We start from the raw sequence: 14,683 nt of genomic DNA, 5'->3' as shown, positions 1-14,683 counted from the left end.
CCTCAACGAAGGACGGGCGGTCCACATGCCGCGACGAGAGCGCGCCGGGCGGCGGCGGCCAGGTCGGTCAGGGCCCGGCGACGGGCGTCGGCCTCGGCGCCGGTGACAGCGGCGCCGTCGTCGTCCAGGGCCGCGTCGGCGATCGCCAGGCAGCGCCGGGCGGTTGCCGCGGTCTTCACCGCACGGGCTTCGTAGCCGGGGGCGAGGTCGTCGCCCTGGCCCAATCCGATCCGGCGGATGTCGATCAGCGCGTCGGCCACCTCGGGCTTCCATTTGGCGACGTCAAGCGCGGCCAATGACTCCGCCGCCTCGATCAGCGCCGCGCGGAGCCCACGGTCGGCCTCGCCGATGTCGGCCGGCGGCGGACCGGTCGCGGGCAGGACGGTCCACTGCACCGCCGGCCCGACGTACGCCGGTACGAGTCCGAGGTCCACGCCGGTCAGTACGACGGCCTCGCCGCTCTCCAGTGCGGCCTCGTTGAACTTCGGCGGCCCGGCCAGCCCGATCGGGTCGCCCGGGATCGGCAGCGCGAGATGGGCCTGGGTGGCACCGGCCGCGCGCAACAGGTTGAGGGCCACCGGCAACGTGGTCGGCAGCGGATGCCCGGCCAGACCGGACACCTGGTGCCCGACGTCCGCACCGAGGATCTTCGCCGCGGCGGTGTCCGGGTCGCAGGCGCCGGTCAGCATCGCGTTGGTCCACACGGTGAAACGCACCGAGGCGGCAGTGGTCAGCACACCGGCGATTGTTCCATTCGCACGACCAGGACCCGAAACCAGCAGGGTCGGCGTACGCCGGTTCGGCCGGCACCACTAGGTTTTGGCCTATGACTGCGGTGGCGGAGCTGGCTGGTGTCTCGATCGTGCGCGGTGACGCGCGTCTCCTCGACGGTGTCGACTGGTCCGTCGAGGAGACCGACCGCTGGGTCGTGATCGGCCCGAACGGCGCCGGCAAGACCACCCTGCTGCAGATCCTCGCGGCCCAGATCCACCCGACGACCGGCGTGGTCGGCCTGCTCGGCGAGGTGCTCGGCGCGATCGACGTCTTCGAGCTGCGGCCGCGGATCGGGCTGACCAGCGCGGCGCTGGCCGACAAGCTGCCGAGGTCCGAGCGGGTCGCGGACGTGGTCGTCTCCGCGTCGTACGCCGTCGTCGGCCGGTGGCGCGAGGAGTACGACGAGCTGGATCACCAGCGGGCCAAGGAGTTGCTGTCCGAGCTGGGCATCGGCCACCTGAGCGAACGCACCTTCGGGACGTTGTCGGAGGGGGAGCGCAAGCGGGTGCAGATCGCGCGGGCGCTGATGACCGACCCCGAACTGATGCTGCTGGACGAGCCGGCCGCGGGGCTGGACCTCACGGGTCGCGAACAGCTGGTCCGGTCGCTGAGCGCGATCGCGGCCGCGGAGGGTTCGCCGGCGATGGTGCTGGTCACCCACCACGTCGAGGAGATCCCGCCCGGCTTCACTCACGCGATGCTGCTGAAACAGGGCCGCGTGGTCGCTGCCGGGCCGATCGAGCAGGCGCTGACGGCCGAGACCCTGAGTGACACCTTCGACCTGGCGCTGAGCCTGGATCACCACGACGGCCGGTACTTCGCCCGCGCTCTCTGAGTCCCGCGGCCGGTTCCGCGCGTCACACTGGTGCCTGGACCTGCCTGAGGTCCCTTCCGCGGATAGAGTTGTCAGATGATGGATTGGTTGCGCGAGAACATCTGGGCCGCTTGGGCGGGAATCGCTGTCGTGCTCGGTCTGGCGGAGCTCGCCTCACTGGACTTCACCTTGCTGATGCTGGCCGCCGGAGCTCTGACCGCGGCCGGCGTCGGGGCCTTCTTCCCGCACCTGCTCTGGTTGCAGATCGTCGTCGGCCTGGTCACCACCGCGGCGATGCTGGCCGCGATCCGCCCGCTGCTGGTCCGCAAGATCCACCACGGGGTCGAGCTGAAGACCGGCTCCGCCCACGTGATCGGCCGCAGCGGCGTCGTCGTCAAGGCGATCCATCCCGACGGCGGCGGCTCGATCAAGCTCAACGGCGAACTGTGGACCGCCCGGCCCTACGACGAGGTCTCCACCATCGAGCCCGGCACCCGCGTCGAGGTGATGTCGATCGACGGCGCCACCGCGGTGGTCTATCCGATCGGCCACCCGATCGACCACACCATGCCCGAGCTGCCGAAGGACTCCGAACCGCCCCGCTGATCGTGGTCAGCGCTCGACGTAGTCGCCGGGCAGCGGCGGCCGGACGTCGTCGATGGCCGCGTTCGGCTCGAACAGCGCAAGATCGGCAAGAGGGGCGGCACCCGGCAGTTCGGACGGGGGAAGTGGGATGGGCGAAGTACTGTCGGCAGTACGGCGTCGTGCCGTTGACGAGGTTCCTGGATCGTGAGGGAACCGTTGCCCACTGTGGCCCGTCGATAGGAAAGACTGTCCGTCCTGAGGTTCTGTCGAGTGGGAGGGTCATGTGACCGCGTTCCTTGTTGTGTTGGCATTGGTCGCCTTGCTGGTGGTCGTCACATTGATCAAGTCAGTCCGGGTCGTGCAGCAGCAGACCGTCGGCATCGTGGAGCGGTTCGGGAAGTTCAAGGTGGGGCTGCAGCCCGGCCTGAACCTGCTGACCCCGTTCGTGGACAAGGTCCGCTACACGATCGACATGCGTGAGCAGGTGGTCGCGTTCCCGCCGCAGGGCGTCATCACCGAGGACAACCTGATGGTGTCGATCGACTCCGTCATCTACTTCCAGGTCAACGACCCGGTCCGGGCGACCTACGAGATCTCGAACTACATCCAGGCGATCGAGCAGCTCACCATGACCACCCTGCGCAACATCATCGGTGGGATGGACCTCGAGCAGACGCTGACCAGCCGCGAGGAGATCAACGAGAAGCTCCGGTACGTGCTGGACGAGGCGACCGGCAAGTGGGGGATCCGGGTCAACCGGGTCGAGCTGCGCTCGATCGACCCGCCGCCGTCGATCCAGGACTCGATGGAGAAGCAGATGCGCGCGGACCGCGACAAGCGCGCGGCGATCCTGACCGCCGAAGGTATGCGCCAGTCGGCCGTGCTGTCGGCCGAGGGCCAGAAGCAGTCCGCGATCCTCACCGCGCAAGGTGACCGGGAGTCCCGCATCCTGCGGGCCCAGGCCGAGCGGGAGGCCCGCATCCTGAAGGCGCAGGGTGAGGCGCAGGCCATCACCACCGTCTTCAACGCGATCCACGCCGGCAAGCCCGACCAGGGTCTGCTCGCCTACCAGTACCTGCAGATGCTGCCGTCGCTGGCCCAGGGCGACTCGAACAAGCTCTGGATCATCCCGAGCGAGATCGGCAAGGCGATGGAAGGCCTCGGCAGCGCCGTCGGCCAGATCGCCGGCATCACCCAGAAGGCCGAGGGCCCGTTCCCGCAGCCTGAGCTGGGTGACTCCGCCGCCGTCCAGGTCGACAGCGGGATGGGCACGGCGGCGACGCCGGATGCCGCCGTCGCCGAGGCCGACAACGCGGTACAGGAAGCCATCGCTGCCGCCGAGAAGGCAGCAGTCGGCAACCGCGCCGCCCAGCAGGCGGCACCCCAGGCGGTCACCTCGGCTCCCGAGCAGACCTCCCCGGTGCAGGACGGCCCTCCGCAGGAGCGCTGACCACCAGTACGACGTAGTGCGCACGGCCCGGCTGCTTCAGCCGGGCCGTGTGACGTTTCCCGCTCGGGGGGCGGACGACTGCGCGTCTGCCGCGCGCGGTGCGTAGAGTCTTGCGACGATGACATGGTTCGAGGCGCTGTTCGTCCTGGTGGCGGGCCTGGGCGCGGGCACGATCAACGCGGTGGTGGGCTCCGGCACCTTGCTGACCTTCCCCGCGTTGCTGGCCGTCGGCCTGCCGCCGATCCTGGCCAACGTCTCCAACAACATCGGCCTCGCTCCCGGTACGGCGGCCGGCGCGATCGGCTACCGGCGAGAGCTCGAGGGCCAGCGCGGCCGGATGCTGCGGCTGATCCCAGCCTCCCTGCTCGGCGGAATCGTCGGTGCCGTACTGCTGCTCAAGCTCCCCGGCTCGGCCTTCAAAGCCGTCGTTCCTGGCCTGATCCTGCTCGGTTGTGTGCTGGTGGCGCTGCAACCGTGGCTCTCCAAGCGCATCGGCGCCCCCGAACACACCCACCGCGGCGCCTGGTGGGTGATCCCGGCCGTTTTCGCCACCGGCATCTACGGTGGCTACTTCGGTGCCGCCCAGGGCGTGCTGCTGATGGCCGTCCTCGGGATCGGCATGGACGCCGACCTGCAACGCATGAACGGTCTGAAGAACGTGCTCGCCACCGTCGTCAACTCGGTGGCCGCGGTGCTGTTCATCATCGTCGCGGACGTCGACTGGCTGGCGGCGGGACTGATCGCGGTCGGCTCGACGATCGGCGGCTTCGTCGGCGCCCGCTACGGCCGCAAGCTGCCGCCGACCGGGCTGCGGGTGCTGATCGTGGTGATCGGTGCGGTCGCCGTGGTCACGATGGTCTTCTGAGCTCCAGCCCGGCCAGCAACAGGTCGAGTCCGTAGTCGAACTGCTCGTCGCCACCCGTCGTCCGGGCCAGCTCCGGCGCGAGCTCGACGACGGTCGGGAACTGTGCCGACGGCAACGACTCCATCGTCGTCCGCAGCCGGCGCCACGCGTCCGGATCACGGCGCTCGGCCGCCATCTGGATCTCCCAGGACGTCGAGCCCAGCACGTAGGTGAACAAGGTGGTGTGGGTCCGGGCCGCCGTCTCGGCATCGAACCCGGCGGCCCGCAGTACGCCGAGCAGGCCTTCGGCCACCCGCGCGGTCTCGTGTCCGCTCAGCGGCCGGCTCGCGAGTAGTTGCGCAAGGCAAGGATGCTGCAGCATCAGCGCCCGCAGCCCACGGCAGACGGCGCGCACCTGGTCGGGCCACGCCACCTCCCGCGGTACGCCGGGGGCCAGCGCCATCAGGTGGTCGCGGACCGCGTCGTACAGATCGTCCTTGTTGCGGAAATAGGTATAGAGCGCCATCGGGCCGACACCCAGCTCGCCGGCCAGGCCGCGCAGGCTGAAGCCGTCCGTGCCCTTGGCCTCCATCAGGTCGAGCGCGGTCTGCACGATCAACGCGGAGCTGAGGGTGTTCCGCGGTGTCCGGGGTCTGGTGTCCGGCATCTCATCCACCTCCATAACGTACAGTGTATAGTACGGTGTAAGGAACCAACGAAGAAGGAGCGCGGACAAAGTGCGAGCCGTACAGATCAGCGAATTCGGTGGACCCGAGGTCCTCCAGGTGGTGGAGATCGACGAGCCGGTGGCCGGTGACGGGCAGGTGCTGATCACCGTCGATCGGGCCGGGGTCAACTACGCCGACACCCATCAGGTGGAGAACAGCTATCTGTCCAAGGCGAAGCTGCCGCTGATTCCGGGGGGCGAGGTCGTCGGCCACACCGCGGACGGGCGCCGCGTCGTCGCGCTGGTCGGAACCGGCGGCTATGCGGAGAAGGCGGTCGGCTACGCGCAGGCCGCGTTCGACGTACCCGAGGGGGTCAGTGACGCCGATGCGCTGGCGCTGATCGTCCAGGGCACGAGCGCTTGGCACCTCCTGAAGACCTCGACCCGCCTGCAGCCGGGGGAGTCGGTCCTGATCCACGCCGGTGCGGGTGGCGTCGGCTCGCTCGCGATCCAGCTCGCCAAACTGTGGGGTGCCGGCCGCGTGATCGCGACCGCCTCCACCGAGGAGAAGCGGCGGCAGATCCTCGACCTCGGCGCGGACGCCGCGATCGACGGCGATCCCGAGGGCCTGAAGGACCGGATCATCGAGGCGAACGACGGCAAGCCGGTCGACATCGTGCTCGAGATGGTCGGCGGCAGGACGCTGGACGAGTCGTTCGACGCGCTGGCCACCTTCGGCCGGCTGGCCACCTTCGGTGCCGCCTCGCGTCAGCAGGCCGAGCCGATCGCGCCGGGCCGGTTGATGAAGGGCTCGAAGACCATCGCCGGCTTCTGGCTGGCCGACTGCTTCAAGACCCCCGCGATGCTGGCCGACCCGCTGGCCGAGCTGTTCGCGCTGGTCCAGGACGGCAAGCTGCGCTCCATCCTCGGTGGCGACTACGCCCTGTCCGACATCGCCACCGCCCATGAGGACATGCGCGCTCGCCGTACCGTCGGCAAGCTCGTGCTCGACCCCACTCGCTGAACCGAACCACCACTTCCAGGAGACAGAGATGACCATCGCAGTCGAGAAGGTTCTGTACACCGCTCGCGCCACCGCCGAAGGCGCGCGGCAGGGCCACACCGCCAGTGACGACGGCAAGCTGGACGTCACCCTCGCCCCGCCGAAGGAGATGGGCGGCAGTGGCGAGGGCACGAACCCCGAGCAGCTGTTCGCGGCCGGTTACGCGTCCTGCTTCCACAGCGCGCTGAAGTCGGTGGCCCGGGTCACCAAGCAGGACACCGCCGACTCGACGGTGACCGCTGCCGTCGGCATCGGCCCGATCAACGGCGGCGCCGGCTACGGCCTCGAGGTCGAGTTGGTCGTCAGCCTGCCGAAGCTCGACCGCGAGGCGGCCGAGCAGCTCGTCGCCAAGGCGCACCAGGTCTGCCCGTACTCCAACGCGACCCGCGGCAACATCAAGGTCGACCTGTCGGTCGCCTGATCAGCAGCACCTGCCCGGTGCCGCTCAGGTCATCCGTTCGAGGGCTTCCGCGAGCAGATCCTGAGTGGCGCCGACCGGCGCCGCCGCGATCGTCAGGGCCTCCATGATCGCAGCGTACTCGTCGAGGTCCTCGAGCTTGTCCAGGTACAGCGCGCTGGCCGCGTGCTCGATGTAGACGACGTCCGGCAGGTCTCCCTCAGGGAACCGCAGGATGCTGAAGGCGCCACCCGCCCCCGGATAGCCCACACTGCTGAACGGCATGATCTGCAGCGTCACGTTGGGCTGTTGCGCCGCCTTGACCAGGTGTTCGATCTGCTCGCGCATCGTCGCCCGGCCACCGACCGGACGATGCAGCGCGGCCTCGTCGAGCACCACCCAGAGCCGGGCCGGATCCGGCCGGGTGAGGATCTGCTGCCGGGTCACCCGGAGCGACACCCGCTGGTCGATCTCCTCGGCCGGCAGATAGGCCTTGCCCAGCTGGACGACGGCGCGGGCGTAGTCCTCGGTCTGCAGCAGGCCGGGCACGAAGAGCACTTCGTAGGTGCGGATCAGCTTGGCCGCGACCTCGAGCCCGACGTAGTTGCCGAACCAGCTCGGCATCACGTCGCCGTACCGCGACCACCAGCCGGGGTTGTTCGCCGCCCGGGCCAGCTCCATCAGCCGCTCGCGTTCCTGCGGGTCCTTCATCGCGTACAGGTCGAGCAGGTCGTTCACGTCGCGTTCCTTGAACCCGACCCGGCCGAGCTCCATCCGGCTGACCTTCGACTCCGAGGCACGGATCTGCCAGCCGGCGTCGGCGCGGCTGATCCCCGCCGCCTCCCGCATCCGCCGCAGATGTCCACCGAGCATGATGCGCAGCGCGGTCGGCCCACCCTCACCACCGGCCACCGTCACCCGAGCATGTTAGCGGCAGTTCAGCCGGGCGTGCCCAGTTCGAGCGTCGTGGCGGACGGCAGCTTGGCGAGCTCGGCGCCGTCGATCAGCAGCTTGGAGCCGCGGATGCCGCTCCCGATCACGACCAGCCCTGCCTGAGCCACCGCGTCGTCCACCAGCACAGGCCAGGCCGCGGGCAGCCCGATCGGCGTGATGCCGCCGTACTCCATCCCGGTCGAACCGACGGCGTCGTCCTGCGCCGCGAAGGAGATCTTCCGGGCACCCAGGTGCTTGCGGACGACGCCGTTCACGTCGGCCCGGTGGGTGGCGAGCACCATCACCGCGGCGTACGTCGACTCGCCGGCCCGCTTGCCGTGGACGATCACGCAGTTCGCCGACGCGGCCATCGGCACGTCGTACTCCGCGCAGAACGCGGCCGTGTCCGCCAGCTCCGGATCGATCGCGACAGCCCAGGCCGGCACCTCGCCGAGCGCGGCGCGCACCGGCTCGGCCAGCAGCTCGGGCACCTCGTCGGCCGGCTTCCACTCGAGCCTGCCCAGCACCGGCGCGGTCACTTGGGCTCGTCCACCAGGTCGGCGTACTCGGGGTGCTTCTCGATGAACTGCTGGTAGTAGGGGCAGGCGGGACGAACCCGCAGCCCGGCGGCGCGGGCGTCGTCGAGCGACTTGGCCGCGATCCTCCCGGCCACTCCCTGCCCCCGGAACTCCGGCAGCGTCTCGGCGTGCCGGAAGGCGATCACCTCGCCGGAACGCTGGTAGTCGACGAAGCCCATCAGGTTGCCGGTGGCATCGCGAGCCTCGTACCGGTCGGCGTCCGCGGCGTCCGTGATCGCGATCTCGTTCTCCATGCCGACCACTGTATCCAGCCGCTGAACGGCCCGGAGCGACGGCCGTTTTCATTCGGTAGCCGCCGGGGTACCCGGGGCTGCGGACCAACTCGAGCCGGTCGGGAGGAGCGCGAATGAGCAGCGAGCACGCGTTGGACGAGGGCAAGGCGATACCGAGCCTGGTACCGGCCCGGATGGACCGATTGCCGTGGACGCGGTTCCACTGGATGATCGTCGTCGGGCTCGGCGTCTCCTGGATCCTCGACGGCTTGGAGATCCAGCTCGTCTCCCTGGTCGGCAACACCCTGAAGGAAGGCGCGACGCTCGGTCTGAGCACCCAGCAGATCGGCCTGCTCGCCTCCATCTACCTGGCCGGTGAAGTGGTCGGAGCGCTGTTCTTCGGGCGGATGACCGACCGGTTCGGCCGCAAGAACCTGTTCATCATCACGCTGGTCGTCTATCTGGCCGCGTCCGGCGCGGCCGGGCTGACCTGGGACTTCTGGTCACTGGCGCTGTGCCGGTTCGTGGCCGGGATGGGAATCGGCGGCGAGTACGCCGCGATCAACTCCGCGATCGACGAGCTGATCCCGTCGAAGTACCGTGGCCGGGTCGACATCGGCGTGAACGGGACCTACTGGGGCGGTGCCCTGATCGGTTCGGCGGTCGGGCTGGTCTTCCTCGACCAGGACCTGGTGCCGATCGAGTGGGGCTGGCGGCTGTGCTTCCTGGTCGGGCCGGTGATGGGCCTGGTGATCATCTACCTGCGCCGGCACATCCCCGAGAGCCCGCGCTGGCTGATGACGCACGGCCGGGTCGAGGAGGCCGAGCGGACCGTCGACGAGATCGAGCGCAAGGTGCGCGAGCAGGGCGGCGAGCTGCGCGAGGTGACCGACGACGAGGCGATCAACGTCGTCGACTACCCGCCGGTGACGTATCGCGAGATCGCCCGGGTGATGCTGCGCGACTACCGGAGCCGGTCGTTCCTCGGCTTCTCGATGATGGTCACCCAGGCCTTTCTCTACAACGCGATCTTCTTCACCTACGCCCTGGTGCTGAAGTCGTACTACGGCCTGGACGACTCCGGTATCGCCCTGTATTTCTTCCCGTTCGCGATCGGCAACCTGGCCGGGCCGCTGCTGCTCGGGCACTTCTTCGACACCATCGGCCGGCGCAAGATGATCCTCGGCACCTACGCCACCTCGGCCGTGGTGCTGTTCGTCACCGCGCTGCTGTTCAACGCCGGCGCGCTGAGCGCGTTCGGCCTGACCGCGTTGTGGTGCGTGGTCTTCTTCTTCGCCTCGGCGGGCGCGTCGTCGGCGTACCTGACCGTGAGCGAGATCTTCCCGATCGAGCTGCGTGGTCAGGCGATCTCGTTCTTCTTCGCGATCTCGCAGCTGACCGGTGGTGTGGTCGCGCCGTTCCTGTTCACCTCGCTGATCGGCGAAGGGGAGAACCCGGCGCGCGGTCCGCTGGCCGTGGGCTACGTCCTCGGTGCCGTGGTGATGCTGATCGGTGGTCTGATCGCCTGGTTCTTCGGCGTCGATGCCGAAGGTCAGTCGCTGGAGAACGTGGCGAAGCCGCTGTCGGCCCGGGAGCGCGCTTCGGCGACCCGCTTCCAGGGGACCGCGCCGCGGCTGCCGAGCACCGATGCGCAAGGGCGCCGGATCACTCCGGTTCTGCCGGAGCCGGAGCAGCCTCGTCCGGAGGACCCGGAGCCGCCGCCTGGCAGGGAGGACCGCTGACCTTCACTAGGATCACCTCGTGGGTTCTCTCCTGGTGGCCGGTACGACGTCCGACGCGGGCAAGACGACTGTCGTGACCGGGCTGTGCCGCTGGCTCGCGCGGCAGGGGATCCGGGTCGCGCCGTACAAGGCGCAGAACATGTCGAACAACTCGATGGTCTGCGCCGACGGGGCCGAGATCGGTCGCGCCCAGTGGATCCAGGCGGTCGCGGCCGGCGCCGAACCGGAGGCCGCGATGAACCCGGTGCTGCTCAAGCCCGGCAGCGACCGCCGGAGCCACGTCGTGCTGATGGGGGAGCCGTGGGGTGAGCTCACCGCCCGCGGGTTCCTGACCGAACGCGCCGAGCTGGCCAAGGCGGCTTTCGCGGCGTACGACGACCTGGCCGCCCGCTACGACGTGGTGATCAGCGAGGGCGCCGGCAGCCCGACCGAGATCAACCTGCGGCAGTCGGACTACGTGAACATGGGGCTCGCCCAGCACACCCGGTCGCCGGTGGTGGTGGTCGGTGACATCGACCGCGGTGGAGTGTTCGCGTCGATGTTCGGCACCGTCGCGCTGCTCGACGCTGCCGATCAACGGCTGATCAGCGGGTTCGTGATCAACAAGTTCCGCGGCGACGTGTCCTTGCTACAGCCCGGGATCGACATGCTCGGCGCCGTGACCGGGCGGCCGACGTACGGCGTACTGCCGTGGCTGCCGGGGCTGTGGCTCGATTCGGAGGACGCGCTCGACGTACCGGCTCGCCGCCTGTCGGAGGACTCGTCGGTGCTGACCATCGCCGTGGTGCGGTTCCCGCGGATCAGCAACTTCACCGATCTCGACGCGCTCGCCATCGAGCCGACCACGAGTGTCTTCTTCACCGCGAGCCCGGCCGAGGTCCGGGATGCCGATCTGGTCGTGCTGCCGGGCTCGCGCGCGACCACCGCGGACCTCGCCTGGCTTCGCTCGACCGGTCTGGCCGACGCGGTCTCCGCCCGAGTGGCTGCCGGGCGGCCGGTGCTGGGGATCTGCGGTGGATACCAGTTGCTCGGTGGAGCGATCTCGGACCCGGCGGGGGTCGAGGGTGGCGGGTCGGCCACCGGGCTGGAATTGTTGCCAATAGCAACTGAGTTCCAGGTGGCGAAGGTGCTGGCCCGGCCGGCGCCGACGGCGTACGAGATTCATCACGGGGTGGTGAGCGTGACCGGGACGGCGGCGGAGTTTCCGGGTGGGTGCCGCGCCGGGGTGGTCTGGGGGACGATCTGGCACGGGCTGTTCGACGACGACGTGGCCAGACAGGCCTTCCTGAGCGAGATCGCGGCGCTGACCGGAAAGCCTGCTCCCGACGGGACGGTGTCCTTCGCGGCTCAGCGGGAGGCGCGGTTGGAGCTGCTCGCCGACGCCATCGACGAGCACCTCGACACCGCGGCGCTGCTGAGCCTGATCGAGGCGGGGGCCGGCGCCGAGGTGCCGTTCGTCCCGCCGGGTGCGCCGAAACTGTCGACGCCCTGATCTAGCGTCTGCCGGGTGGACCTCAAAGCAGAACTACATCGGCAGCTGCAGCAGTCGCGCGCCGTGATGCTGGCCAAGCTCGACGGCCTGAGCGAATACGATCGGCGCCGGCCGCTGGTGCCCTCGGCCACCAACCTGCTCGGCCTGGTCAAGCACCTGGCCGGGTTGGAGTACAGCTATCTCGGCGAGTGCTTCGGGCGGCTCCCGCCGGAGAAGCTCGCCTGGGTCGAGGACGAGACGATCTGGGAGGGCGCCGACATGTGGGCGCTGCCGTCGGAGTCCAGCGAGTACCTGATCGGCCTGTACCAGCGCGCCTGCGCCTTCGCCGACGAGACCATCACGACGCTCGACCTCGATGCGCCCGGCTCGGTCGCGCACTGGCCCGAGGACCGCCGCGCCACCACCCTCGGTGTCCTGCTGATCCGGATGGTCGGCGAGACGGCCCACCACTCCGGCCACGCCGACATCATCCGCGAACTCATCGACGGCACCGGCGGGCCGGATGCCGACGTACTGGACGAAGCCGGGTGGACGAAGTACTTCAGCACCCTCCAACGCGCCGCGGAAGCCTTCAAGTAGCCCCACCTGGCCCGTGCACAAGCCGGCGTACGGCGGACTAGGGGGCAGTGGGGTCTTCGGGGGTGAGTTCGATACCGCGGGTGGTGAGGATCTTGCGGAGTTTCGTGCTGGGTTCGCTGTTCTCCAGGCCGCTGATCCGGGTGAGGTTGGGCAGCAGATCCAGGTCGGCGACGGCCTTGGTGGTCACCGGGATCGCCTCGTCGCCGCTGCCCGGATCCCAGAACGGGAACAGGTGCCTGAAGAACTCTGAACCGCCGTCCAGCCCGCTCGACTGATGCAACGTCTCGACCCGGGCCAGCAGCTCGTCGGGGATGGCGAGATTGCGGAAATAGCGCTGAACCTCGGGGATGATCGCGTAGCCGTCCTGCTCGACCGAGATCTCGCGCTTGTCGTACTCCTGCGCGAACTCATGGACGTCGAAGCGGGGTTCGAGCACGCGCTGCCGATACATGAGTTCCTCGATCACCAGGAGCTTGAGACCGAAGTCCTTGAACCGGTTCTCCCGGGGAGCCGGCAGGGGGAAGCGCTTGGGGCGTGATCGATAGTCGGCCGCCTCCTCCAGGAGCGCCTTGACTCGCGCGCCTTGGGCCTCGGGAAGCTGCCGCGCCGCGGTGGTGAGGGTCTTGCGCGTGCTGGGTGAGACGGCGATCCGCTGCACTGCGGCCGTTCGACGCTCCGCCTCGGCGGCATCGGCCTGGGTGACGTCCTCGATTCTCAGTGGGTAGTAGACAAACCTTTCGACGAACGCACTCGTCGTCGCCTCCGGCCACTCGCCGACATCGCGTAGTACCTGGGCGAAGATCTCCGCGCTGCGTGTGTGCAGGACAGCACCCTTGCGCGCGGAGAATCCGAGCATGTCGAGTGCGAGGCTCTTCATCGGCCCGCCGTCGGCCTGGCCGCGATCGATGAGGTAGAAGCGGATCAGCTCACCGGTCTCGCGCACCACCTCAGGATGAGCCGCGAGCAACCTCAGGAGCACGAACCGATCCTGCGCCGGAAAGGCCCGGAAGTGTGCTGGTACGAGGCCCGCGATCTCGGCTTGGTACTGCTCGGTCTCCCCGGTGTAGGAGGCGTGCCAGCTGTAGAGCTCCAGCATGGCGCCCGCGATGTCACCCCAGGTGCCGGTGTCGAGGCGCATCGGAGTCTGGGTGAAGCGGTCGTCGGGATGCTGCTGCGCTGCTTCGATGAGCGCGCGATGCTCGGAGTGGCGCTGCTGCAACAGGTTCCAGGCATCTCGCCGGGCCGCACCGAGGTAGCGTCCGGTCGCGAACGTCAGGATGAAGCGGTAGGCGTCGAGCCCCTCCAGAGCCGACTCCGGCGCCGGCCGGCCGAGCAGCCGCGCGACGCTGGCGAAGTACAGGTCGTACAAGCGGGTGAGGTTGCCGCGATCCGCCTTGACGAGCAGGCCCCATGCCTCCGACACCGCCTTGTGGCCGTCGCGATCATCCGCGGCGAGCGTTGCGAGGTGGGCGAGGCTGCCTTCGAGCGAGGTGATGCCGGCATCAGTCACGACCGCACGGTACCAACGCGAGGTACAGCCTGGTCGAAGGCCGGTTGGTGGATCTGTGAGGATGGGTGGGTGAGTGAACAGCTGGAGGTGTTCCAGCAGCAGCGGGGGCGGATGTTCGGGATCGCCTATCGGCTGCTCGGGTCCGCGGCCGAGGCTGACGAGGTGTTGCAGGATGCGTGGTTGCGGTGGCAGTCGGTCGACCATCGCGCTGTCCGGGAGCCCGCGGCCTTCCTCGCGAAGACCGTCACCAACCTCTGTCTCAACCAGCTGACCTCGGCCCGGTCGCGGCGGGAGACGTACGTCGGTGAGTGGCTGCCCGAGCCGGTTCTCACCGGTGCGGGCCTCGACGACCTCGGGCCGCTCGACGAGGTCGCGCAGCGGGAGTCGGTCTCGTTCGCGTTGCTGACGGTGCTCGAGAAGCTCAGCCCGGCCGAGCGGGCGGCGTACGTGCTGCGTGAGGCGTTCGCGTACTCGCATCGTGAGGTCGCCGAGCTGATCGGTACGACGGAGGCCAACGCGCGCCAGCTCCACGCCCGGGCCCGGAAGCGCGTTGCGGCCGACCGGCCGGACCCCGAGCCGGATCAGGCTGTTCGCGGTCGGCAGCCGGAACGGGTGGATCCCGGTCACTGGCGCACGCTGGTCGAGCGCTTCCTCGCGGCCGCTCAGCTGGGCGACCTGGCCGGACTCGAGTCGATGCTGGCCGCCGACGTGGTCTCCCGGGCCGACGGTGGCGGCAAGGTCAACGCGGCTCGCAGGCCGGTGCTGGGTCGCGAGCGCGTCGCGCGCTATCTGATCGGCGTACTGGAACGGTTCGGCGCCGGGATCACGCCGTACTTCGGCCAGGCGAACGGCGAGCCCGTGCTCGTTGCCGTCGGCCCCGAAGGTCTGCGCGCGGTGATCTTCCTCGGCTTCGACGGCGAGCAGGTCAGCAGCCTCGAACTCGCGCTGAATCCGGACAAACTCGCCCGGGCCGAAGCGCAGTTGTCACGAATCGGCGGGGTGTCCGGTCTGGGCTGGTGACC

16 protein-coding genes are annotated in these 14,683 nt (G+C 69.3%); 10 read left to right on the top strand and 6 right to left on the bottom strand.

Annotation, left to right across the window (positions count from 1 at the left end):
- Positions 1 to 2: 2 nt before the first annotated feature.
- A complete protein-coding gene (locus tag OX958_RS19610; RefSeq protein WP_270130361.1) occupies positions 3 to 737 on the bottom strand; it encodes a hypothetical protein in 735 nt (244 codons plus the stop codon).
- 89 nt (positions 738 to 826) lie between these two features.
- Here OX958_RS19610 and OX958_RS19605 point away from each other — a divergent pair, with 89 nt between their 5' ends.
- The 4 genes from OX958_RS19605 to OX958_RS19590 all read left to right on the top strand — a co-directional run bounded on the left by OX958_RS19605 (position 827) and on the right by OX958_RS19590 (position 4,488).
- Positions 827 to 1,609: an ABC transporter ATP-binding protein gene (locus OX958_RS19605; RefSeq protein ID WP_270130360.1), complete on the top strand. Its 783-nt coding sequence runs from the start codon at positions 827 to 829 to the stop codon at positions 1,607 to 1,609.
- Positions 1,610 to 1,684: 75 nt separating this feature from the next.
- On the top strand, positions 1,685 to 2,194 hold the full coding sequence (locus OX958_RS19600) for an NfeD family protein (RefSeq protein WP_270130359.1): 510 nt from the start codon (positions 1,685 to 1,687) through the stop codon (positions 2,192 to 2,194).
- A gap of 262 nt (positions 2,195 to 2,456) precedes the next feature.
- Positions 2,457 to 3,623 carry an SPFH domain-containing protein gene (locus tag OX958_RS19595; protein WP_270130358.1) on the top strand — a complete coding sequence of 389 codons (1,167 nt, stop codon included), beginning with the start codon at positions 2,457 to 2,459 and terminating at the stop codon, positions 3,621 to 3,623.
- Between the two features lie 118 nt (positions 3,624 to 3,741).
- Positions 3,742 to 4,488 (top strand): sulfite exporter TauE/SafE family protein, encoded by a 747-nt coding sequence (locus OX958_RS19590; RefSeq protein WP_270130356.1) that lies wholly within the window; start codon positions 3,742 to 3,744, stop codon positions 4,486 to 4,488.
- On the opposite strand, the gene OX958_RS19585 is transcribed toward OX958_RS19590, so the two are convergent.
- Positions 4,472 to 5,149 (bottom strand): TetR/AcrR family transcriptional regulator, encoded by a 678-nt coding sequence (locus OX958_RS19585; protein WP_270130354.1) that lies wholly within the window; start codon positions 5,147 to 5,149, stop codon positions 4,472 to 4,474. The two genes, OX958_RS19590 and OX958_RS19585, sit on opposite strands and share 17 nt — an antisense overlap.
- 55 nt (positions 5,150 to 5,204) lie before the next feature.
- Between OX958_RS19585 and OX958_RS19580 the strand changes: the two genes are divergently transcribed.
- Both OX958_RS19580 and OX958_RS19575 read left to right on the top strand, forming a co-directional pair.
- On the top strand, positions 5,205 to 6,158 hold the full coding sequence (locus OX958_RS19580) for a quinone oxidoreductase family protein (RefSeq protein WP_270130352.1): 954 nt from the start codon (positions 5,205 to 5,207) through the stop codon (positions 6,156 to 6,158).
- A 28-nt stretch (positions 6,159 to 6,186) separates the two neighbouring features.
- Complete coding sequence (locus OX958_RS19575) at positions 6,187 to 6,618, top strand: organic hydroperoxide resistance protein (protein WP_270130351.1); 432 nt, start codon at positions 6,187 to 6,189, stop codon at positions 6,616 to 6,618.
- Positions 6,619 to 6,642: 24 nt separating this feature from the next.
- Here the strand turns inward: OX958_RS19575 and OX958_RS19570 are convergent, their stop codons facing one another.
- The 3 genes from OX958_RS19570 to OX958_RS19560 all read right to left on the bottom strand — a co-directional run bounded on the left by OX958_RS19570 (position 6,643) and on the right by OX958_RS19560 (position 8,359).
- Positions 6,643 to 7,467: a helix-turn-helix domain-containing protein gene (locus OX958_RS19570; RefSeq protein ID WP_270139102.1), complete on the bottom strand. Its 825-nt coding sequence runs from the start codon at positions 7,465 to 7,467 to the stop codon at positions 6,643 to 6,645.
- Between the two features lie 65 nt (positions 7,468 to 7,532).
- On the bottom strand, positions 7,533 to 8,066 hold the full coding sequence (locus tag OX958_RS19565; protein ID WP_270130349.1) for a YbaK/EbsC family protein: 534 nt from the start codon (positions 8,064 to 8,066) through the stop codon (positions 7,533 to 7,535).
- On the bottom strand, positions 8,063 to 8,359 hold the full coding sequence (locus OX958_RS19560; protein ID WP_270130347.1) for a GNAT family N-acetyltransferase: 297 nt from the start codon (positions 8,357 to 8,359) through the stop codon (positions 8,063 to 8,065). The genes OX958_RS19565 and OX958_RS19560 overlap by 4 nt, the downstream gene beginning before the upstream one ends.
- 113 nt (positions 8,360 to 8,472) lie before the next feature.
- Between OX958_RS19560 and OX958_RS19555 the strand changes: the two genes are divergently transcribed.
- Genes OX958_RS19555 through OX958_RS19545 form a run of 3 tightly spaced genes read left to right on the top strand, consistent with a single transcriptional unit; the run spans position 8,473 to position 12,151 of the window.
- Positions 8,473 to 10,080, top strand: coding sequence for an MFS transporter (locus OX958_RS19555; RefSeq protein ID WP_270130346.1), 1,608 nt, complete (start codon positions 8,473 to 8,475; stop codon positions 10,078 to 10,080).
- 19 nt (positions 10,081 to 10,099) lie between these two features.
- Positions 10,100 to 11,572: a cobyric acid synthase gene (locus OX958_RS19550; protein WP_270130344.1), complete on the top strand. Its 1,473-nt coding sequence runs from the start codon at positions 10,100 to 10,102 to the stop codon at positions 11,570 to 11,572.
- A gap of 15 nt (positions 11,573 to 11,587) precedes the next feature.
- The gene (locus OX958_RS19545) at positions 11,588 to 12,151 is read left to right on the top strand and encodes a DinB family protein (RefSeq protein ID WP_270130342.1); all 564 of its coding nucleotides are present in this window, start codon (positions 11,588 to 11,590) and stop codon (positions 12,149 to 12,151) included.
- A 37-nt stretch (positions 12,152 to 12,188) separates the two neighbouring features.
- On the opposite strand, the gene OX958_RS19540 is transcribed toward OX958_RS19545, so the two are convergent.
- A complete protein-coding gene (locus tag OX958_RS19540; RefSeq protein ID WP_270130340.1) occupies positions 12,189 to 13,661 on the bottom strand; it encodes a DUF6892 domain-containing protein in 1,473 nt (490 codons plus the stop codon).
- A 69-nt stretch (positions 13,662 to 13,730) separates the two neighbouring features.
- On the opposite strand from OX958_RS19540, the gene sigJ reads away from it, so the two are divergent.
- Positions 13,731 to 14,681 carry an RNA polymerase sigma factor SigJ gene (sigJ, locus tag OX958_RS19535; RefSeq protein WP_270130339.1) on the top strand — a complete coding sequence of 317 codons (951 nt, stop codon included), beginning with the start codon at positions 13,731 to 13,733 and terminating at the stop codon, positions 14,679 to 14,681.
- Positions 14,682 to 14,683 lie beyond the last annotated feature (2 nt).

Origin of the sequence: Kribbella sp. CA-293567, assembly GCF_027627575.1 — a bacterium.
In the GTDB taxonomy this organism is placed as follows: Bacteria; Actinomycetota; Actinomycetes; order Propionibacteriales; family Kribbellaceae; genus Kribbella.
Note: the sequence above shows the minus strand (reverse complement) of the source record. Positions and strands in the feature narration are given on the sequence as shown.